Raw genomic sequence first — 19,241 nt, forward strand, 5'->3', positions numbered from 1 at the left:
GGGGATGCGCATTGAGTGACAATGCTTGCAGTCGAACTGCGTTCTCGTCCCAGTTAACTGGACACAAAAAAGCCGCCTTATTTCTAAGGCGGCTTTTATTGTAAAAAGTACGCAGACTGGGACTCGAACCCAGGACCAATTGGTTAAAAGCCAACTGCTCTACCAACTGAGCTATCTGCGCATTCGTTGGTTTAGGTGGTGCCTTGCGGCGGGCAGATGATTAGTGTGGGACGCGTGGTTTGACAAGGATGTTTTTGTATTTTTTTTATATTTGGGGGAGGCGGTGGTTTGGGGAGCGAAAATGTGGGGGCGAATTGGGTGTTAGTGGGGGGAGTTTGGTGTATTTTGGAGAGCGAGATAAGTCTTGCAAGTTAAGGAATCTCTGCTAAATGACGGGCATACAACTTCAGCCGCAAGGAAGGAGTGGGTGTTCTTACCCACTCTTTTTCGTATCAGGGTCTCTCCTGTACAGCGGATAAACTTTAGCCAGAAATACTCAAACCATGACAAACGATATCGTCGCTCTCATTGATTACTATGAGAAAGAAAAAGGCATTGATCGCGATAAGGTGCTTGCCGCGCTGCAGTATGCCTTCCTCTCCGCCTACCGCAAGATGGTACCGGGATCCGACAAAATTGAGGAACTGCGTGCCGCGATCGACACGAAGAAGGGGGATACCACCATTTATGCGACATTGAATGTGGTGGAAGACGGCGAGCAAGTCGATCAATGGAATGAGGTGCCAGTATCTACAGCACGTAAGATCCAGTCTGACATTGAAGTCGAGGGTAAGGTTGAGCTGAACGTGACTCCTAAGAACTTTGGTCGCATTGCGGTACAGACAGCTAAGCAGACCATGATGCAGCGTTTGCGTCAGGCTGAGAAGGAAATGATCTACGACGAGTTCAAGGACCGTGCAGGGGACATCGTCAGCGGTACGGTGCGTCGCTTTGAGAAGAGCGATGTCTGGATTGATCTTGGTAAGTTCGAAGGTAAGATGAGCTCACGCGAGCGCGTTTCCACTGAGGAATACAACATTGGTGACCGTATTCGCGCCTACGTTGTGGCAGTTGAAAATGAGCAACGTGGTCCTGAAATCATTCTTTCTCGTAGTCATCCAAACTTCGTACGTCGTTTGTTCGAAGCGGAGGTGAGCGAGATTTCTGATCGCACCGTTGAGTTGCGCGGCATTGCTCGTGAGGCAGGCTATCGCACGAAGGTAGCGGTATCTAGCTCTGACGAGAATGTGGATCCAGTGGGTGCCTGTGTAGGTCTCCGTGGTGCACGCGTGAAGAACATCGTTCGCGAGTTGAACAACGAGAAGGTAGACATCATTCGCTGGAGTGATGATCCTGCTGAGTTTGTGCATGAAGCGCTGAAGCCAGCAGTCTTGCGCAGCGTGACATTGGATCGAGAGAACAAGGTCGTCAATGTGACTGTAGATGAAGCTGAGCTTTCCAAGGCGATTGGTCGTCGTGGTCAGAACGCACGACTCACCTCGCGTTTGCTTGGATGGGACGTTCAGGTCCGCAAGGATGAGAGTCAGCAGGAGCAATTTGAAGCACGCATTTCAGACGCATCACACGGCATTGGTGATCAACTTGGGATTGACGATGAAACTGCAGACAAGCTTTTCCGTGCAGGTGGTGCTACCATTGAGTTGGTAACTCAGATGCCTGTAGAGTATATTGCTCAAGCACTAGAAATTTCCGAGGAAGAAGCGCAAGCGATCCTCAGCAAAGCAGAAGCTCAGCAAGGAGCTGACGCCTAACCCGACCCAAAGCATACCTGGGTGATCAGGTTTGTGATTTAAACTAAACATCGAAAGACAGCTCAATGGCTGATCAGAAAGATAACAAAGACGAAAAGAAAAAGGTTCTCGACCTGCTCGACGACAGCAAGCCGAAGAAGCAATCACGCCGTGAACGCCAGCGTGAAGAAGCCTCTAAGGTAAAGACTCTCGACGACAAGAAGGCCGAGGCTCTCGACATCTTCGAAGAAGGTGGCAAGAAGAAGACCTCTGTGGTGAAGAAAGGGAAGGGCAATGCGAAGCTTCCAAGTATTTCCAAGCTCAGCGAGCAGAAGGAAGACGCGGAATTTGTAAAGACAGAGCCTGCAGACGCCCCAGCTCCGGAACCGACAGCAGAGGCTGCAGAAGTGGATGGCGAAAAGATCATTCACCTCAAGCCACCGATCGTAGTCAGTGACCTCGCAGACGCGATGGGTCTTAAGCCGTTCCAATTGATGGCTGACTTGATCAAGCTTCAGGTATTTGTGGCGCCACACCAGGCAATTGAGCCAGAGGTTGCTGAGAAACTTTGTGACCAACACGGTTTCAAATTTGAGCGTGAGAAGCGTGAAAAGGGCGCTGGTGTGCACAAGGTTGAAGAAGTGTTTGTGGAGCCAGAGCCAGAGGAAGATGTGCCTGAAGATAAGTTAGAGCTCCGCGCTCCGATTATCACCTTCATGGGCCACGTTGACCACGGTAAGACTTCACTTCTCGACTACGTACGCAATTCACGCGTTGCGGCAGGTGAGGCAGGTGGGATTACCCAGCACATTGGAGCCTATGGTGTGAAGGATGACCAAGGGCGTCCGATTACTTTATTGGATACACCAGGTCACGCGATTTTCTCTAAGATGCGTGCACGCGGTGCTGACATCACTGACATTGTCGTTTTGGTGGTCGCTGCGGATGACGGCATCATGCCCCAGACAAAGGAAGCCATTGACCACGCAAAGGCAGCTGAAAAGACCATCATTGTGGCGGTCAACAAGTGTGACGTAGCGGGAGCAGATCCGACGCGCGTTCGTACCCAGCTCATGGAGCATGGCTTAACACCAGTTGATTTTGGTGGTGACATTGAATGTGTTGATGTTTCCGCTAAGACTGGCGCAGGCATGGAAGACCTTCTAGAGCTCCTTGCACTTCAAGCTGAGGTGTTAGAACTGAGTGCAAACCCGACAGCGAATGCACGTGCTGCAGTGATTGAAGCGCGCGTACAGGCTGGCAAGGGAGCCACGGCAACTGTGATTGTGGAGTCTGGGACTCTCAAGGTCGGTATGCCATTCATTTGCGGTCCATTCAGCGGCAAGATCAAATCGATGCTCGATGACAATGGTAAGCCAGTGAAGACAGCGGGTCCTGCGACTCCTGTGGAGTTACTCGGTTTTGCTGAGTTACCTAATGTGGGTGATGAAGTTGTCGAAATGGAATCTGAGCGTGCAGCCAAGAAGTTAGCATCTGAGCGCCAAGGTGAGAAACGCAATGAGCGTCTCGGTGGTGCGCAGAAGAGCCGCTTGGACGACTTTATGGCACTCGCTAAGGGTGGTCCACAGAAAGCGCGTCTTCAGTTGATTCTTAAGACTGACGTACAAGGTTCTGTGGGGGCAATCACAGGAGCCATTGAAGAGATTGAATCAGACAAGGTGGAAGCTCGATTCATCCATGCGGCAGCAGGATCGATCACTGAGTCCGACATCTTGTTAGCCAGCTCAGCCAACGCAGTAGTGATTGGTTTCAACACGAAGGTGGAAGGCAAAGCGGTACAGGCTGCTAAGCGCGAGGGGGTTGAGATTAAGCTCTACTCGATCGTCTATGAGTTGATTGACACGGTTCGTGATGCGATGCTTGGGCTCCTTGAGCCTGAGACACGTGAAACCATCATTGGCCATGCTGAGATCAAGCAGGTGTTCAAGGTTCAGAAGGGCAAGGCTGCAGGCTGTATTGTCAAAGATGGCAAGGTTACTCGAGTGGCGCACGCACGTGTGCTGCGTGGTGGTACGCCGGTATTTGACGGTAAGATGTCTACTCTGCGCCGCTTCCAGGACGAAGTGAAGGAAGTGAAGCAAGGAATCGAATGTGGTATCAAACTTGGTGATTTCAATGATTACGAAGAAGGTGATATCATCCAGTGTTACAACTTGGAGAAGATCCCGCAGACACTCTAATTTAAACAAGAGCCTCGGGAGTCACCCGGGGCTTTTTTTATGTCAATTGATAGCTAACTAAGACTATGTCACAACGACTCGATAAGATAAATGAGCTGATGAAGCGCGAGATCAGCAGCTTCGTACAAAAGGAGTTCGAATTTAAGAATGCGCTAGTTACCATTAGCGATGTGCAGATCACTGATGATTTGCGCGAGGGCAAGGTGTTTGTGAGTGTGCTTGGGGGGAACCTGGAGCAAGTGCTCGAGAAGCTGACTCAGCACAAAGGACCGATTCAGAAGTATATCAACAAGCGCACGAATTTGCGTTGTACTCCGGTGTTGATGTTCCGACCTGACACCTCTGCAGAGCGCGGGGTTGATATGGTTAACCTTCTGGATGAAGTGGCAAAGCTTCCCACTGCGCCACCAGAAGACGAAGAGGAAAATTCCTGATGGAGGATGCTTAGCTCAGGAGCCGAGGGCTAGAGCTGAGCATTCAGTTTTACGAACTAACGAGGGGGGATATGAAGAAGGAATCAACGAGCAAAGCTGGCGCGATTTACTTGTTTGGCATTGGTCTCTTTTTATTTTTCCTTGGGGCTGGATTTTGTTGGTTGTTAGCGAAGAGTTTTCGCAACGCAGTGGACACGCGCAAGTGGGTTGAGACGCCCTGTCTGGTAGTGCAATCTGAGGTCGAGAAGAGATCAGCGAAGCATATAGCACCTGAGTATCGTTGGTTGGTTACGTACACGTATCAATATGAGGGGAAGCACTATACCAGTGCGCTTTTCAAACCAATTGACGAAGAACGTGGTCAACGATGGGGGAAGTCGATTGAGAAGGTAAAGAAGAGGATCGAAGAATATCCTATAGATTTGCAGACGACTTGTTACGTAAATCCTGATGAGCCTGAGCTAGCGGTGTTAGAACATGATACCAAGGCGGCAGGCTATTCGATATGGTTCCCAGCACTGTTCTCTATTGGTGGGATAGGAATGATGGTTGGTGCGGTGCGCGGGGCTGCAAAAAAGTGAGTGTATCTTTTCACCAGCGTTGGTGATGAGGCTGGAGCTGGCTAAAGGGGAGCTTGATATTTTTCTGTGAGATGGTCAGATAGATGAGCATCTAAGAATGGGGTCAAGTGCTGCTATTGGATGCCGAGGTAATCATCGATGATTCAGACAATGATGGTATGAGCAAGCCGATACAAGCTATCAAACAGGGGGGCAAAGAGCTACTGGTGCGTGTGTATTCAGGAGTGATTCTAGTCATCTGGATTATGGCTCCCTATCTGCTTCTGCAACAATTTGCTATTCGAGACGTGTATTGGTTAGAGCCTACGGTTTGGGACAGATCGATACCTATTAACTTCTATGGCCTGTGGTTTTACTTCACCTATTATATATTGTTAGGGGTTGTTGGGTTAAGTGTCAGAAAGCCGGTGTACATGCGATTTTTACTGACGGTGGGTTGGACGGTATTGGTAGCCCACATGGTATTTTTATTTTTTCCAAATGGGGTATCGCGCGAGGAGATACCAGGTGAGGGGGCACCTTTTTTCTATGAGGTTATTTTAGCCTATGATGCGCCGCGCAATGCGTTTCCGTCCTTGCATGCGGCTTTGGCTGTGATTGCGGGCTTGGCCGTCAATCGTTGCTGTCGTTACCATCCGGTGGCGCGTGTGTTGGTGTGGTGTTGGGTGTTGGGGATTTTTTGGTCGACGATAGCGTTACGCCAGCATGTATTGGTGGATTTGTTGGGTGGGGCCGCGGTGGCGGTGGGAGCGTGGATTTTTGTGGGTTGGTTTCACAGGGCTGAGATTGAGCAGATGCGGGATGGGGTGGTGAGTTGAGTGTTACGTCATTGATGAGCTAGGTGTGGCGGTGGCTGGCAGGATTACAATTCTTTGACAGATGGGGTTGAGTGAGGCATATCGAGGGCATGAGTTTACTATTGGGAGTTAATATTGATCATGTGGCGACATTGCGCCAGGCCCGCTATGCGCTGTTACCTGATTCTCCGAATGCAGAACCCTCTCCAGTAGATGTGGTTGCTGATGCGAAGTCTGGTGGAGCTGACTCCATAACGATTCACGTGCGAGTTGACAGACGTCACATGCAGGATGCTGACGCATTTGCTGTGAGAGAGCATTGTGATATTCCCATCAATTTGGAAATGGGCAACACCGAGGAGATGTTGGAGTTGGCGCTCAAGTTACAACCAGAGTTTGTATGTTTGGTGCCTGAGACTCGGGAGGAAGTGACGACCGAGGGGGGGCTCGATGTGGCAGGATTGTTTGATAGCTTAAAGCCGACAGTGGAGAAGTTACAGGCGGCGGGTATTAAGATAAGTATGTTTATTGACCCAGATCAGGAGCAAGTGGAAGCATCGGCAAAAATTGGCGCTGAGATGGTGGAGTTGCATACAGGTTGTTTTGCGAATGCCTTTGGGGAAGAACGCAGGGGGGAAGTTCAGCGACTTTGTGATGCCTCAGTCTATGGCCACCAATTGGGATTGCAGGTCAATGCGGGGCACGGCATCAACTACACTAACATTGTGGATCTTTATGATGTGCCACATTTCAAAGAATTTAACATTGGTCACTCGATCGTGGCTCGCTCTATCAAGGTCGGTTTTCAACAAGCGGTTGCAGAGATGGTGGAGCTGATGAAAGGGTATCGAGGGTAGTTTTCTATGCAGGTTTTTGGGATAGGCATTGATGTGGTTGAGATTGATCGCATCGAGGAATCGATTGAGAAGTTTGGAGACAAGTTTCTCGATCGCATTTTCACGCCAACTGAGCGTGCCTACTGCGATGCGCAGAAACGTCCGCATGTGAATTATGCAGCGCGCTTTGCGGTGAAGGAGGCAGTGTCCAAGGCATTTGGAACTGGAATCGGCAAAGAGCTTTCATGGCTTGATATGACGATTCTTAGAGCAGCTAGCGGGGAGCCTCGTGTTGAGTTGAGTGGGGCGGGCAAAGATTTTGCTGAGAGCCACAAAATCGTACAAATTAAGATAAGCCTCACACATGCAAAGCTCTACGCTGCAGCCAATGCGATTGCTTTGAGTGAGAGCTAAAAAAAGTCGAAAAAGCTTATAGTTTTTTCTTGCACAGAGTCGTGGAATCGTGCAGTTTCCCGCCGTCGCGAGCCCCTAGGGTGATCGGCAAGTAACTCCGGCATAGCTCAGCGGTAGAGCGGGTGACTGTTAATCACTAGGTCCTTGGTTCGATCCCAAGTGCCGGAGCCATCTAAGCCTCATTTCCGAATAGGAAGTGAGGCTTTCCTTTTTTTGTTGATTGGGAATTTTGTGCTACTAAGCAGAGCGGCTCATAGCATACGCTGTTACACATATGCTTTGGATAGAGTCAGTCGGAGACCTAAGTGGATGAAGATGTCATCACAGTCCTGAGCACAAGGGGAAGCTGGGAAGGGGGGATGGACTATGCTGGCTGCATCTCAAGCCCTGTAGAGCGCGTATCGTCTCTTTTTCTAAGGAGGTGACGGGGGATCAGTCTTCGGCTAGTTTCATTCTTAAATAGAGCTGAGGGTAGACGACAGTCTCGGGGGGGGCATTCGGATCCTCAGATGTCAGGTAATAGAGAGTGACTTTATTGAAGTGCTCATTGATAGCAGAGGTTTCTACGGAAAGTGGCGTAAGAACGGTGTCACCATGCAACGCGGGATTGAACGGTCGGTACCAATCCTGGAGGTTCTCGCTCACTTCAGGACCACTGTCGAAGAATGGGGCACTATGAATGGAGTAGGTGAAAGAGACAATTTTATCGTAGCCGTCGATTTTCTTAGCATATGGCAGTCCTGGGGTGTCATTGGTGACTTTAGCGAGAGCGGGGTTTGAGGGGGCTCCCAGTCCTAGCATCATATATCCAATGTTAGGGATGCCATTACCTGAGCGATCCAGCCAGTCCTCGGAGCCATCTGCAGCGAGTTTGAATTCTGCGCGGAAGTTGTTTCGGTTGGAGTAGGGGTTGATATCAGTGACGCTGATGAAAACTGTGCCCGTACTTATTCCAATATTGTCCTCTGGGATGACTCGGTACTCTATAGCAAATCGGTTGTCCGCATTATAATCTTGAGGTGACTCATAGTCAGGGGGGGTAATGAAGCTCAGGTCTCCAGTATTGGGGTCTAGATAAAAGAGGGTGTTGTCATTGGTGTTGGATGGTTCAACGAGGTGGTATGTGAGAGCGGTGCCATCGTCATCAGTTGCATTTAGGATACCAATATAGGTTTGGTTTTCTTCGATGGAGTTGTTGCTTAAATTAATTGCATTAGGGCCCTCTTCTACATTCAGAACAGTGATATAGAGTGTGGCTTTTGTGGAGTCTCCATCTGCGGTGGCAATGACAACGACTTCGTAGACATTGTCTTGGTTATGATCGATGGGGAATTCGTAGTTAGGGTTATACTGCACCTTGAAATTAAGTGTGCCAGGGCTTGTGTGATTATAAATAGTGAACAAGTCGCTATCGGCTCCTTCATCGGGCGAGATGGAAAAAGTGACCTCTGGGCTGTCAGCATCTGTGGAGATGAGATAACCTAAGGAGTGTCGATTTTCTGGTACGAGATAGTTTTCTAATTTTGGGGGAGTTGGTCGTTCACGATCGTCTGTAACGGTGATTGAGAAAGAGGCGGTTTGATCGATGCCTTCGAAGCTTGCGATGACATCCACTTCGTAGACATTATTCTGATTTTGATCTGATGGGTTTTCGAAATCCGGAGCGGAAAGGAAGCTCAAGAGGCCAGTGGTTTCATCGATGGTAAAGAGGGAGGTGTCTGCACCTGAATCAGTTGAGAGCTTGAAGGTTGCGCCTGCATTTGATTGTACTGAGCCGACTTCAGTTTCATCTTCAGGAATCGTTTGGTTGGTGATACTTGGGAGAATTTGTGGCTCGGAGACATTAGTGACAGTCACATATAGGATAGCCATGGTGGTTTTGCCCCCAGCATCGGTGGCTGTGATGGCGACATCGTAGGTGTTATCGCTGCCTTCATCGAGCGGGGCTTCAAAGTTTGGTGCTTGCTTAAAGCTCAGTAGACCAGAGTTCTCGTCGATATCGAATAATTTTGAATCGGTGGCGTCAGGTAGTGAGATGGCATAGGTCACTGAATCGCCTTCATCTGGGTCTAGCGCGACGATAGTGCCGACAGTGGTCGTATTTTCGACTACGTTGCTATCTGAAGGGTTTGCGAAGTCTGGAGCGAATGGTGCTTCATCGACATTGCTGACGGTGATCTCAAAGAACTCCTTTGAAGTCTTGTCTCCAGAGCGAGCGATGACGCAGACGGTGAAGACCTCGACTTCGTCATTGAACACAAGGTTTTCGAAATCGGGAGCATTGGTAAAGTAGAGCTCGTTTGTGGCTGGGTTAACGCTGAAGAGGTAGGAATCAAGCCCTTCGGTTTGGGAGATTTCAAAGGTGATGGCATCATCTTCAGGGTCGGTGGATTCTAACACATCCACGACTTGTGTGTTTTCAGGGATGCTTGTTCTATTATTTTGGAGTGTTGGTTTTGTTGGAGCTTCATCTACATTGGCTATCGGAATGGAGAATCCACGAGTGAGAGATTCGGGACCAGAAGTGACGGTTATGTTAATGTCGTAGACATGATTTGAGTTTACGTCATCTGGGTTTTCGTAGTCGGGGGCAGTTTTGAAACTGAGAACGCCAGTAGTGGGGTCGATATCGACACGTTCCCAGTCGGTAACAGGAGTTTGAGCGATTGCGTAGCTTATTGGAGTATCATCGGAGTCAGTAGACGAGACGGTGCCTATGACAGTTTGATTCTCATAGACAGGGTCATTGGTAAGAGTAAGTACCGGTGAAGATAGAGGTTCTTCGACATTATTGACGGTGATAATGAAAAGTTTAGATGTGGATTGGCCATTGGAAGAGGCTATGACAGATACCGTGTAAGTGTTGTTATTTCCAAAGTCTTGGGCGTCTTCGAAATCAGGAGCTGTTTTGAATTCCAGTTGATGTTGGTTGTTGAACGTGGTTATTTTAAAGAACTGTCCATCGGTACTTGGGTGGTCAGCAACTTCGAAGTTCACAGAATTGTCGTTAAGGTCAGGGTCTGTTGCATTGAGTATTCCCACAACAGTTGTGTTTTCATTCACAGATGTGTTGGACAATGTGGGTTGAGAGGGGGGCTCATTGACATCAATAAGATCGACGGTTACAGCTGAGATGGTTTGATTTTCAAATCCTGCGGAGGCACTGGGGTCTTTGGAGAGAATGATGAGATCGTATGTACGATTCCCACCTGAGTCATTTGGTGTTTCGTAATTGGGCTGGTTAAGAAACGTTAGGACACCATTGTTAGATCCGAGAGAGAATAGGTCTTTGTCTGGACCACTTAGGGTGTAGGTCAAGTTCTGCGGGTTATCTGGGTCGATGGATTTGATGGTACCAACAACGAGACTAGATGCATCCTCGCTAAAGTTGACGGATGAGGAGAACACATCAGGGTTTGAACTCAGGAGGAATTGTCCTGCGCTAGGAGCGAGGTTGAAACGAAGATCAATGGTTTGCTCCACTGATTCACGCACAGTGGGGTCGGGGCCATTATCGGTGGCGACAATTGTGAGCGTTGTGACTCCCGTAGCATTGGCGCTAGGGGTGAGAGTTAGTCTGCCGTTATTTGCGATCGTTGGAGTTGTTGCAAGTAAGGATGAGTTAGTGACGTTTTTGATGTCGAAACTAACTAGGCTTTCGGAGTTGTCTCCGTCACCAAGCGAGTTGGCGCTGAACGCACTGATGATCTGTGGGGTTTGTTGGCCAGCTTGGGTAATATCGAGCGAATCAGCGAGATCAAAGGTCGGTATAAGACTGCCCGCTCTTACTGTAACTGTTCGTGACTCTGTAGCTTCTTGACCATATTGGTCAGTGGCTTTGTAGGTCATCGTATAGGTGCCGCTCGCGTTGACGTTTACATTGCTAGAGACAAGGCTGTAGTTAATCGATCTTCCATAGATGTCTTGTGCTGACACTCCAGTATTTATGTAGGGAGCGGTGGTAGCAAAATCGATGGTGATATCCTGCGCTGTAATGGTTGGTAAAGCTTCACTGAGGAGGTCGCCAAAGGTTTGGATTGACACAAATCCGTTCTGGAGTTGACCCGCTACACGAGCAGTCCATCTGTTAGCATTAGCTGTGGCAGACGGAAGAACGATCCCATTGAGGGTTTGTCCTGTGGCGACAAAGCTACCTCCACCGCCACCGCCATAGAAAAGTTTGCCACCTCCACCACCTGAGTAGCCACCACCGCCGCCGCCGCTGAGAGTGGCGCCATTAATATTAGTGAGTTTACCGCCATCGCCGCCACCGCCACATCCGAAGCCACCTGCTGCGCCCCTGGAAGTGTTTACGTTTAGTACTCCACCGTCACCACCACTGGGGTACCCCGCTCCACCGCCAGATTGTTGTCCAGCCGAGATCCAGCCACCGCCGCCGCCGCCATGGAGATAGCCTGCTGTGCCTCCGTTTCCTCCTGTGCCGCCATTGTAGCCTGTGTTTGGGGCTCTTCCTCCATTTTCAGTGGCTACACCGCCACCACCATTTCGATTGGACGCACGTTTTCCTGTGACTGTGGAAGCGTAGGCGCCTCCGCCTCCGCCCGCGATGATAAGTGGGCGCCAGTCGTCGCTATTGAGAGGGCCATGATAGAGGAGCCCACTGCCACCACCGCCTCCACTTACCGCGTGGGCGTAAAGACCAGATTGTCTGTTAAATCCTTTGCTACCAGGGATAAGGCGAATTTGGCCACCAGGGCGAAGTGCTCCGGGATTTGTCGGGTGGATGTTAAAGGTTGCTTTGCCGTTGATGCCACCGCCGCCTTTGCTCGCTTGGTTCGTTGGATTATTGTTTGTACCTGATTGAGCATAACCGCCGTCACCGCCTTGGACTTCTATTTCGATAGAAGAGGGATAGTTTGTGATCGGAATATTATAGGTATAGACATTGCTACTAGTACGTGAGGATGAGCCGGTTTCTGTAAGCTTCAGTTGTGCTGGAGTGGGGATGTTGCCATCAGCTGGGTCGAGAGCGAAGCATTGGAGGCTAAGAACTAGCGACAGAGCTACAGTGTAGAGGTTTTTTATCTGAAATGGATGGATTCTGAACATGGTTGAGAGAGTGGTAGATAGCTCTATGCTTCAATGAGGTGTGTTGACTGGTAGTGGGATTTTTGAAATACGTTTTGGCAAACGTTCGTTTGGATGGGTGTAAAACATCTTCAGGGAAAGCACAGTTTCTGGGGGATGGGTGACACGCAGAAAAATGAAAAAGATTTGTTTTTCAATTATTAGGATCCTTCTTCTATATTCGGGAAAATGTCTGAGAGCTCATCATTCCCAACTACGAAATGGAGTCTATTGCTAGGATCAGGTGAAAATGGATTGCAGGATGAGAGTATTGTTACGTCATACCTTTGCCAAGCCTACTGGAAGCCACTGTATGTGTATTTACTCACATCTGGGCAATCCCGGCACAATGCGGAGGACCTCTTGCAGGGTTTTTTCATGATGGCAATTGATACCCAGCTTTTTTTCAAGCCAAGTGGGGAGAGTGGGAAGTTTCGTTCCTTTTTATTAGTTTCACTCAAGAACTATGTGCTGAACCAGCATGAGCACGCGACGAGGCTGAAGCGTGGTGGTCAATTTGATTTTGTTAGTTATGAAGCGATTGACCCGAATTGGTTGATGGGGTCGGATGGGGAAACATGTGATGGTTTTTACGATAAAGCTTGGGCGAAAAATGTGCTGAACAACACGCTTGATCAACTCGAGAAGGAATTTGCAGTGGGAGGGAAAGCTGAGCTTTTAGCGTATTTTCGATCACAGTTCAGTGGGGGGGCGGAATCTCAGCAGGCATTGGCAGAGAAGTTGGGAGTAAAGCGCTCAACACTCACTATGCAGCTGCACCGGATGAAAAAAAGGTTTCGCGACATTCTCACAGCTCAGATCGAACAGACATTAGGAGAAGAAGAATCAGTGGAAGAGGAGGTCCGTTACTTGATGAAAGTCTTAGAGCATGAGGGATGAAAATAGTCATAGTGTGGAAGGGCACGCGGGGGAGCTGGGTGTGACTGACGATGATGCGCTGCAGCTCATGGCCCTTGCTCTTGGAGAGCATGAGGGGCTAGGAGAAGGCGCTAGCTTTGGTGACTATCAGATATTGGGGGAACTCGGGAGTGGCGGGATGGGAGTGGTCTATCGCGCTAGGGAGAAAGATATTGACCGAGAAGTGGCGCTTAAGGTTTTGGTAGCCGGCAGATTCTCTTCAAGAGAGCTGCGGCAGAGGTTTTTGTTAGAGTATAGGACGGTGGCTCAGCTTGAGCATCGATCTATTGTACCCATTTACGCCGTTGGGGAGGTAGATGGTTTGCCCTTCATGGCAATGCGCTTAATAGACGGAGACGCCCTAGATGTATTCATGCGTAGGAAGTTGTGGGGGGGATTACAGTATGCAAGACAAGGTGGGTATGTTTATGCGGGTAGCAGTAGCTGTGAGTTATGCGCATCAGCGTGGTGTGATCCACCGGGATTTGAAGCCGTCTAATCTCTTGGTCGATCGGTCGGGGCAACCTTACCTTGTAGATTTTGGGATAGCAAAGTCGTCACATGCTGATGTTAATTTGACGCGAAGCGGGGCAGTGGTTGGTACTCCAGCCTACATGGCACCTGAGATGCTGGAGGCGGATAGCAGCGGGGCAACAGTCCTGGTGGATGTTTATGGTCTCGGAGCATTGTTGCATGAGATGCTGACAGGACAGTGTCCCATCACGGCTAGGGGCAAGAGTATCTACAGGAGCATTCTAGATGTAATTCCAGCGAAGCCTTCGAGTATCGAACGGGGTATTGACCGTGATTTAGACACGGTTGTGGGGAAATGTTTAGAGAAGCGACCAGAAGATAGATACACGTCGGTTCAAAAGTTAATCGATGATGTTGATCTTTGGATGCGTGGGTATCCCATTGTGGCGCGGCAAGCTGGATATTTGGAAAGGTTCAAGAAGTTTGCGGTTAGAAAGCCCCTAGTGGCGGGTATGAGCGCGTTATCGGTTATGCTTCTGATCATTGCTGTGAGCAATATTGTAGTGCATTCTGTACGCATTTCTCGAAAGAACGCGATGATTCAGGTCCAGAGTGTTGAGCTCAAAGCTACCTATCAAGATCTGGTAAATGTGCGTCGTGATGAGAAGCAACGCTATATTAAGGCTCAGGAAGTGGCAGGGATTTCAGCGATGAACGAGGGGAACTATATTGGTTCATTGTCTCACTGGTTAGAGTTGTTGAAATTGGAACAAGGTGACGCGGAGCGTGAGTTCATGCACAGGCTTAGGATTGGGATGTTATTGGCTCAATGTCCGCGTTTACTGAGTGATACGCTGTACAGTGGTGTGGGTGATAACAGGATTAAGTACCAAGGAAGCGTGTGGGGGGAGCTTGTGGAGGGTCGCACATTCCGATGGGGACTCAAAGGCAATGAAGGTGCTGCGCATCAGGTAGTAGGTGAGGTTGATCTTCCGGAGCCAAGTCCGGAGGATATGGAAAAATTACGCGGGGGAAGCACTACGCACTATGCTGCACCTGACAGGAGTAAGGGGTATCGCTTGGGTTGGATACTTAAGTCGGATGAGCTTTATGATGATTTTTTTGATAGATGCTATAAACTCACGCGCACTCATGCACCGTGGGGATTCATTAGTGATGTTAGATCTGAATGAGTCTGGGAAGGTGTTATGGCGAAACTGGCGACAGGCATCTACGCATAGTAGCAGTGTGTGCTTATCAGCGGATGGGACACGGATTTTTCTTGGTACAGAGAATGGTCATATTGAAGTATTAGATTCAAAGGATGGAGCCTTACTGAAGACATTCGTGTGGCGTGACTCAGCGATTACAAGTTTGGCTGTGCACGAATCTGGTGCTTTGTTTGTTTCTGGGAATGAATCGGGTGAGGTTGTCATGTGGGGGATGAATCATTTGCGGCCAGTTGGGCCGTGGATCCAAATTTCCAGCAAGGTAGATGCGCTGGACTTTCTGAAGGATGGGGTCATCAAAGTGGTAGGTGGTCAGCGGGAACAAAGGTGGCAGTATGCTTCGTTACCTGTTTATGGCTTTAACAATGCGACATCGATGAAGCATGAATTTTTCATGCTTACGCAGAGGAAGAATGGCAATGGAGTTTTTGGGATGAAAGCTTCCAATGGTAAGAAGGTTTGGGTGGACTACAAAGCGAACAAGGAGGCAAGGGAGAAAGAGTTAACTGAAATCAACTGGAAGCCTGTTAGGGGCGAGCAGCTTGTTGTCGCAGAGTCCTATGCTGGTTGGGTGCGTAGGGTGTATGTGGAGAATAATGGCCAGAGTGTTAGGGTTGAGGTTGGAGATGAAATGGCAGTGATTGGTCCATTGAGTGAAGTTAACTTTGTTGATTTGTTATACGATGGAATGGTGGTGGTAACAGGAAGCAGAAAGGGGGAGGTGCGACTTTGGGAGGCAGCGAGCGGACAAGCGATATCGCCCACATTGAAGAATCTTTTTCCAGTTCAAGATATTCGTTTGAATTCAGAAATTGGTCATATGGCGGTAGTGACAGAAGGCTACTTACCCGTATGGAAAGTACAGGCAGAGGGGCGTAGTCTTGAAGAACTCGATAATGTCATCGGTTTACTCACAAGAGGAGAAGGGCATATTCGGGAGCCGCTGAATGAGCAAGAGGTTCAGCATTGGATACGGCATCAAAATTCGATGAATATGGAGTTTCGTGAGTAGCCAAGCTCATGGCTATGAAGTTCACATCGTCTCCTTAATTTAGATTTTTAGGAGCTGATTCGTTCAGCATGGTTTTGCGAATTGTGGGGAGATTCTGAAAAAAAATTAGCTCTCCGAAAATGGGCTGTTAGAGGCGATCTAGCTGCGTGTAGATCCGTGTTGATTTGTATGATAGGAAATTTTTTCAGAATGCTGAGAGTGTGTTTTAAGTGGTAGTGGGCATTTTTAATTGAGTGGTGATGGGGGAGCGAGAGGTGTAAGAAAAATTGATGTTAACGTTTAGCTGTCCTACTGATTTTTGGGTGAAAAATAAATGTTAACGCATGGTTTGCTACCCATTGTGTAGTAGTGGGTTTTGATGGATAAGTCTTTATGAACGGGTGTTTATTTTTTGTGTTTTTGGGGCGTTTGAATATGTGTGTAGAGCTTGGGTTGTGCAATGGAGCACGCACTTTATGTAAAGTGTTAATCTGTAAAACCAATAGACAGAAATGAAGAAACAAAACCTGATAAAGATGGCGATGGCCGTGCTCGCGGGAGCGGGGGTGGCACACGGTTCCGACCCGGGCTACGCAAAAGTTGCGAACCCTCAAGTGATAGCAACGGCGAAGGTCGTTTATACTGATAGGCAGCTGGCGACGGAGGGGGGGTATGACCAGATGATGGCTGGAGTACATACCTCATTTGCATTGTTCAATGAGGCTTGTAAGAATACGGGCATTAGTTTGGAGCTTGTTCCTGTGTTTCCCAAGCAAGTGAAGCCGTACAGTGATAATCCATTTAGTTACCCTGATTTGGATGAGGACATTTTGGGCAACAAGCAAGGTGTCTATCAGGAGTTTGTTGATCAGGGGGCTGATTTGATCGTGTATTTTGATTCTGTAGACCATGGTTCTGGAGTGGCATGGGGGCCGCATAATCCTGTGACTTTTTGCAGTGGGGTGGGCAATGATGTTCTGAGGCATGAGGCTGCGCATTGTTTTGGAGCAGACCACGACAAAGGTTTTCTGAGTCGTGACGGTCTAGCTGCAACGGTGATGCGTAGTTTCACTGGACCACACAGACTTCCATACTACAGCTCGCGATCGATCAACTTCTATGGTGAGCTGATGGCTAATGCTCAGGGGTTCACAAACAAACAAGAAATTGAGACGTATATGGGGAGTGTGGCGTCTCGTGGTAGACTTCAGTTGAATCGTGATTACTACACTGAATATTTCTTAGTAAACAAAGTAACAGGAAAGGCGGTAGATGCCTATGGGAGTACAGCTGGCTCAGTAGTGGGTACTTATGGCTTACACTATGGGAATAACCAACAATGGCGCTTCAACCATTTTGGAGGGAATGCTTGTACGATTGAACTCGCTGACAACAAGAATGCTTCTCGCTTTTTGACACTCAGAGAGAATCGCAACTATGCTGGAGTGACTCTGGAAACTTGGGGAGCGGGCAAGCAAAGGTATGTGTTAGAGGAACAATCGAATGGTTACTTCAAGATCTTCAGGGATGATTCACGTAGTTGTCTCTGGGGATGGAATGACGGAGGTCAGTTGATTCAGTTTGGTGAGCTCAACTATGACAACATGCTTTTTCGTGTGATTTCGAATCTTAAGTAAGGAAGCGTCCCTACTGGCCTCAACGTCATAGGCGTTGAGGTCCATGTGGGAGGCAAAGAGATTTATCACTTTTTAGCGCTATTGTGTGAATGCAAATGGAGATAGGCCCCGAGGGGCACTCTAAAAAAATGATTATGTTATCTTATGAAGACGCGTAACGGTATTCCTTTATTGATCGTCATCGGGGCGGTTGGTATGGCTGGATATTTTGTAGTAAGGGCTGGAAATATCGATCATGAGAATGGTGGTTCGGTTACGGGAGCGAAGAGAATGGTGGAGAAGAACCGTATGATTCAGACGATAGAGCATGCGATAGAGCGCAAAGGAAGCGAAAACCCATTTGTAAAGCATGTAGGGCGCTCGGTCCGTTATACTGATGAGGCCGAGTTTATGGATTGGGCTGAGGACTTATCCAGGAATGACTATGAAAAGCAGCAGCGTATGTTAGACCTTAAGCACATTCACCGGGCTGAAGTGGTACGATCTGATGTATTAAGCTATCAGTCAGAGAAGATTTCATCAGAGGCTATTCCATTTGTGATTGATTTACCATCGTTTGACGGTGGGGTTGAGCAAGTAAAAGTTACGCACTTGAGCTTACAAGGGCCGGAGAGTGGGGCGATGTGGGGAGTGTTAGTGGGAGATTCTCAAGCGAGTGCGGTGATTGGGTTTCACAATGGTGAGATGACAGCAAGGGTTGATAAGGACGGAAGTTTGCTATTTATTGATGCACTCGAGGACGAAGTGGTCATTTTACGTGAGGTCGATGAAGCGAGGGTAGCAAGTGACAAAAAGTGTGGCTGCAGTCTGCATGGTCATCACACCACACTTGATTGAGAAAGATTTACTGGAAGTAGTGAGCCAGTAAGAAGAAAGCCCCGACTCTGGGTTAGAGTGGGGCTTTCTTTAGATAGAGAGGGAGACGTTTGTCTCATCTCTTCGGTGGCGTGTGGTGTCAGTGACGCTCATAATAAGTGGAGTTACTGACACCACACATAGCTAATGTTGGGGTATATTGTTAGGTTGAGTGGGTGAATTACTTCACTCGCTCTGCAAAGTTTGTTTTTTGGGGATAGTGTGATGGCTTAGTACCTTCTACGCATGAGGAGGGCGACACCTCCGAGTCCAAGCAATGCTGTAGTTGTGGGTTCAGGTACGGCTACGACGGAGAGTCCTACATTATCAATTGAGAAGTCTCTGGCTGTACTGTTTACATTAAGGCCACGGTAGACAACTTGTAATGTGTCACCTGCGTCTGTGGCTTGTGCAGTGTAGTTGAGTGTGAATGTTCGGTAATTGCCGTTGCCGGCATTGAGAGTTTCGGAGCTACTTAGGATAAGGGAGCTATTATCACTGAGGTTGAAGAGCTCCACATTGACGTTGATGAAGGATGAGTTTGGGTTAAATACGCGGGTTGTTAGGGTGTATTCTTCACCAGCCTCCATAGTGCCAGCGAAGTTAAATGTGACACCGATAGATATCATTTCCATCAGATGAAGTTGAATTAACAACCATGGCACCATCTAGATTACCGTCTAAGCTGGCACCAGAAACATTGGTTGAACCATCATCATCAGTTTGGACATTGCCTGTATTGATTGCTAGAAATGCTGTACCAAAAGGTGTCCAACCAGATGGGACTCCATTCCCAGAAGTGAAGAGTTCAGTGTGAGCTGTGAGTGCAGCAGAGGCTGAGGAGTGAAGGATCAAGAATGACGCTGTTAGGGTGAGTAATTTGTTCTTTTTCATGTCCCTGATATTGTCAGTTGGACAGGATATCTGGTCAATGTTTGAAGTGTTGGTTTGTGTGTTTGTATTCTGATATGAAACAATGAGTTATGAAATATTTGTTGTGTTTCATATGAGGATCAAAAAAGCCATTGGAAAGCA

16 protein-coding genes and 2 tRNA genes are annotated in these 19,241 nt (G+C 48.4%); 14 read left to right on the forward strand and 4 right to left on the reverse strand.

Going from position 1 to position 19,241, the window contains the following annotated elements:
* Positions 1-108 precede the first annotated feature (108 nt).
* Positions 109-181 (reverse strand) — tRNA-Lys (locus ACFSW8_RS17110).
* Between the two features lie 322 nt (positions 182-503).
* On the opposite strand from ACFSW8_RS17110, the gene nusA reads away from it, so the two are divergent.
* From nusA to ACFSW8_RS17150, 8 genes are all read left to right on the forward strand, one after another.
* Entirely contained in the window at positions 504-1,772 is a 1,269-nt protein-coding gene (gene nusA, locus ACFSW8_RS17115; RefSeq protein ID WP_377089772.1) for a transcription termination factor NusA, read from the forward strand.
* 65 nt (positions 1,773-1,837) lie between these two features.
* A complete protein-coding gene (gene infB / locus ACFSW8_RS17120; RefSeq protein ID WP_377089773.1) occupies positions 1,838-3,952 on the forward strand; it encodes a translation initiation factor IF-2 in 2,115 nt (704 codons plus the stop codon).
* A gap of 65 nt (positions 3,953-4,017) precedes the next feature.
* Complete coding sequence (rbfA, locus tag ACFSW8_RS17125) at positions 4,018-4,386, forward strand: 30S ribosome-binding factor RbfA (RefSeq protein ID WP_377089774.1); 369 nt, start codon at positions 4,018-4,020, stop codon at positions 4,384-4,386.
* 71 nt (positions 4,387-4,457) lie between these two features.
* On the forward strand, positions 4,458-4,967 hold the full coding sequence (locus ACFSW8_RS17130) for a DUF3592 domain-containing protein (RefSeq protein WP_377178856.1): 510 nt from the start codon (positions 4,458-4,460) through the stop codon (positions 4,965-4,967).
* A 158-nt stretch (positions 4,968-5,125) separates the two neighbouring features.
* The gene (locus ACFSW8_RS17135; protein ID WP_377178858.1) at positions 5,126-5,785 is read left to right on the forward strand and encodes a phosphatase PAP2 family protein; all 660 of its coding nucleotides are present in this window, start codon (positions 5,126-5,128) and stop codon (positions 5,783-5,785) included.
* 89 nt (positions 5,786-5,874) lie between these two features.
* Positions 5,875-6,621, forward strand: coding sequence for a pyridoxine 5'-phosphate synthase (locus tag ACFSW8_RS17140; RefSeq protein WP_377089777.1), 747 nt, complete (start codon positions 5,875-5,877; stop codon positions 6,619-6,621).
* 6 nt (positions 6,622-6,627) lie between these two features.
* Positions 6,628-7,014: a holo-ACP synthase gene (gene acpS, locus ACFSW8_RS17145; RefSeq protein WP_377089778.1), complete on the forward strand. Its 387-nt coding sequence runs from the start codon at positions 6,628-6,630 to the stop codon at positions 7,012-7,014.
* 96 nt (positions 7,015-7,110) lie between these two features.
* Positions 7,111-7,185: transfer RNA gene (locus ACFSW8_RS17150), tRNA-Asn, on the forward strand.
* A 261-nt stretch (positions 7,186-7,446) separates the two neighbouring features.
* Here ACFSW8_RS17150 and ACFSW8_RS17155 read toward each other — a convergent pair.
* A complete protein-coding gene (locus ACFSW8_RS17155; protein ID WP_377178860.1) occupies positions 7,447-12,084 on the reverse strand; it encodes an immunoglobulin-like domain-containing protein in 4,638 nt (1,545 codons plus the stop codon).
* Positions 12,085-12,291: 207 nt separating this feature from the next.
* On the opposite strand from ACFSW8_RS17155, the gene ACFSW8_RS17160 reads away from it, so the two are divergent.
* The 6 genes from ACFSW8_RS17160 to ACFSW8_RS17185 all read left to right on the forward strand — a co-directional run bounded on the left by ACFSW8_RS17160 (position 12,292) and on the right by ACFSW8_RS17185 (position 18,188).
* The gene (locus ACFSW8_RS17160) at positions 12,292-13,002 is read left to right on the forward strand and encodes an RNA polymerase sigma factor (protein WP_377089781.1); all 711 of its coding nucleotides are present in this window, start codon (positions 12,292-12,294) and stop codon (positions 13,000-13,002) included.
* Entirely contained in the window at positions 12,992-13,519 is a 528-nt protein-coding gene (locus ACFSW8_RS17165; protein WP_377089782.1) for a protein kinase domain-containing protein, read from the forward strand. Before ACFSW8_RS17160 ends, ACFSW8_RS17165 begins: the two co-directional genes overlap by 11 nt.
* Positions 13,425-14,687 (forward strand): serine/threonine protein kinase, encoded by a 1,263-nt coding sequence (locus ACFSW8_RS17170; RefSeq protein ID WP_377089783.1) that lies wholly within the window; start codon positions 13,425-13,427, stop codon positions 14,685-14,687. The genes ACFSW8_RS17165 and ACFSW8_RS17170 overlap by 95 nt, the downstream gene beginning before the upstream one ends.
* A complete protein-coding gene (locus ACFSW8_RS17175) occupies positions 14,647-15,735 on the forward strand; it encodes a WD40 repeat domain-containing protein (RefSeq protein ID WP_377089784.1) in 1,089 nt (362 codons plus the stop codon). The genes ACFSW8_RS17170 and ACFSW8_RS17175 overlap by 41 nt, the downstream gene beginning before the upstream one ends.
* A 491-nt stretch (positions 15,736-16,226) precedes the next feature.
* Positions 16,227-17,351, forward strand: coding sequence for an RICIN domain-containing protein (locus tag ACFSW8_RS17180; RefSeq protein WP_377089785.1), 1,125 nt, complete (start codon positions 16,227-16,229; stop codon positions 17,349-17,351).
* Between the two features lie 144 nt (positions 17,352-17,495).
* On the forward strand, positions 17,496-18,188 hold the full coding sequence (locus tag ACFSW8_RS17185) for a hypothetical protein (protein ID WP_377089786.1): 693 nt from the start codon (positions 17,496-17,498) through the stop codon (positions 18,186-18,188).
* A gap of 248 nt (positions 18,189-18,436) precedes the next feature.
* Here ACFSW8_RS17185 and ACFSW8_RS17190 read toward each other — a convergent pair whose 3' ends face one another.
* Together ACFSW8_RS17190 and ACFSW8_RS17195 are read right to left on the reverse strand one after the other, a co-directional pair.
* Complete coding sequence (locus ACFSW8_RS17190; protein ID WP_377178863.1) at positions 18,437-18,841, reverse strand: PEP-CTERM sorting domain-containing protein; 405 nt, start codon at positions 18,839-18,841, stop codon at positions 18,437-18,439.
* On the reverse strand, positions 18,810-19,100 hold the full coding sequence (locus ACFSW8_RS17195; RefSeq protein WP_377089788.1) for a hypothetical protein: 291 nt from the start codon (positions 19,098-19,100) through the stop codon (positions 18,810-18,812). The genes ACFSW8_RS17190 and ACFSW8_RS17195 overlap by 32 nt, the downstream gene beginning before the upstream one ends.
* Positions 19,101-19,241 lie beyond the last annotated feature (141 nt).

Origin of the sequence: Rubritalea tangerina, assembly GCF_042683245.1 — a bacterium.
In the GTDB taxonomy this organism is placed as follows: domain Bacteria; phylum Verrucomicrobiota; class Verrucomicrobiia; order Verrucomicrobiales; family Akkermansiaceae; genus Rubritalea; species Rubritalea tangerina.

Coding starts and splice junctions, on each gene's coding strand:
- nusA (WP_377089772.1), top strand. CDS start 504: ATGACAAACGATATCGTCGCTCTCATTGATTACTATGAGAAAGAAAAA.
- infB (WP_377089773.1), top strand. CDS start 1,838: ATGGCTGATCAGAAAGATAACAAAGACGAAAAGAAAAAGGTTCTCGAC.
- rbfA (WP_377089774.1), top strand. CDS start 4,018: ATGTCACAACGACTCGATAAGATAAATGAGCTGATGAAGCGCGAGATC.
- ACFSW8_RS17130 (WP_377178856.1), top strand. CDS start 4,458: ATGAAGAAGGAATCAACGAGCAAAGCTGGCGCGATTTACTTGTTTGGC.
- ACFSW8_RS17135 (WP_377178858.1), top strand. CDS start 5,126: ATGAGCAAGCCGATACAAGCTATCAAACAGGGGGGCAAAGAGCTACTG.
- ACFSW8_RS17140 (WP_377089777.1), top strand. CDS start 5,875: ATGAGTTTACTATTGGGAGTTAATATTGATCATGTGGCGACATTGCGC.
- acpS (WP_377089778.1), top strand. CDS start 6,628: ATGCAGGTTTTTGGGATAGGCATTGATGTGGTTGAGATTGATCGCATC.
- ACFSW8_RS17155 (WP_377178860.1), bottom strand. CDS start 12,084: ATGTTCAGAATCCATCCATTTCAGATAAAAAACCTCTACACTGTAGCT.
- ACFSW8_RS17160 (WP_377089781.1), top strand. CDS start 12,292: ATGTCTGAGAGCTCATCATTCCCAACTACGAAATGGAGTCTATTGCTA.
- ACFSW8_RS17165 (WP_377089782.1), top strand. CDS start 12,992: ATGAGGGATGAAAATAGTCATAGTGTGGAAGGGCACGCGGGGGAGCTG.
- ACFSW8_RS17170 (WP_377089783.1), top strand. CDS start 13,425: ATGCAAGACAAGGTGGGTATGTTTATGCGGGTAGCAGTAGCTGTGAGT.
- ACFSW8_RS17175 (WP_377089784.1), top strand. CDS start 14,647: ATGCACCGTGGGGATTCATTAGTGATGTTAGATCTGAATGAGTCTGGG.
- ACFSW8_RS17180 (WP_377089785.1), top strand. CDS start 16,227: ATGAAGAAACAAAACCTGATAAAGATGGCGATGGCCGTGCTCGCGGGA.
- ACFSW8_RS17185 (WP_377089786.1), top strand. CDS start 17,496: ATGAAGACGCGTAACGGTATTCCTTTATTGATCGTCATCGGGGCGGTT.
- ACFSW8_RS17190 (WP_377178863.1), bottom strand. CDS start 18,841: ATGGAAATGATATCTATCGGTGTCACATTTAACTTCGCTGGCACTATG.
- ACFSW8_RS17195 (WP_377089788.1), bottom strand. CDS start 19,100: ATGAAAAAGAACAAATTACTCACCCTAACAGCGTCATTCTTGATCCTT.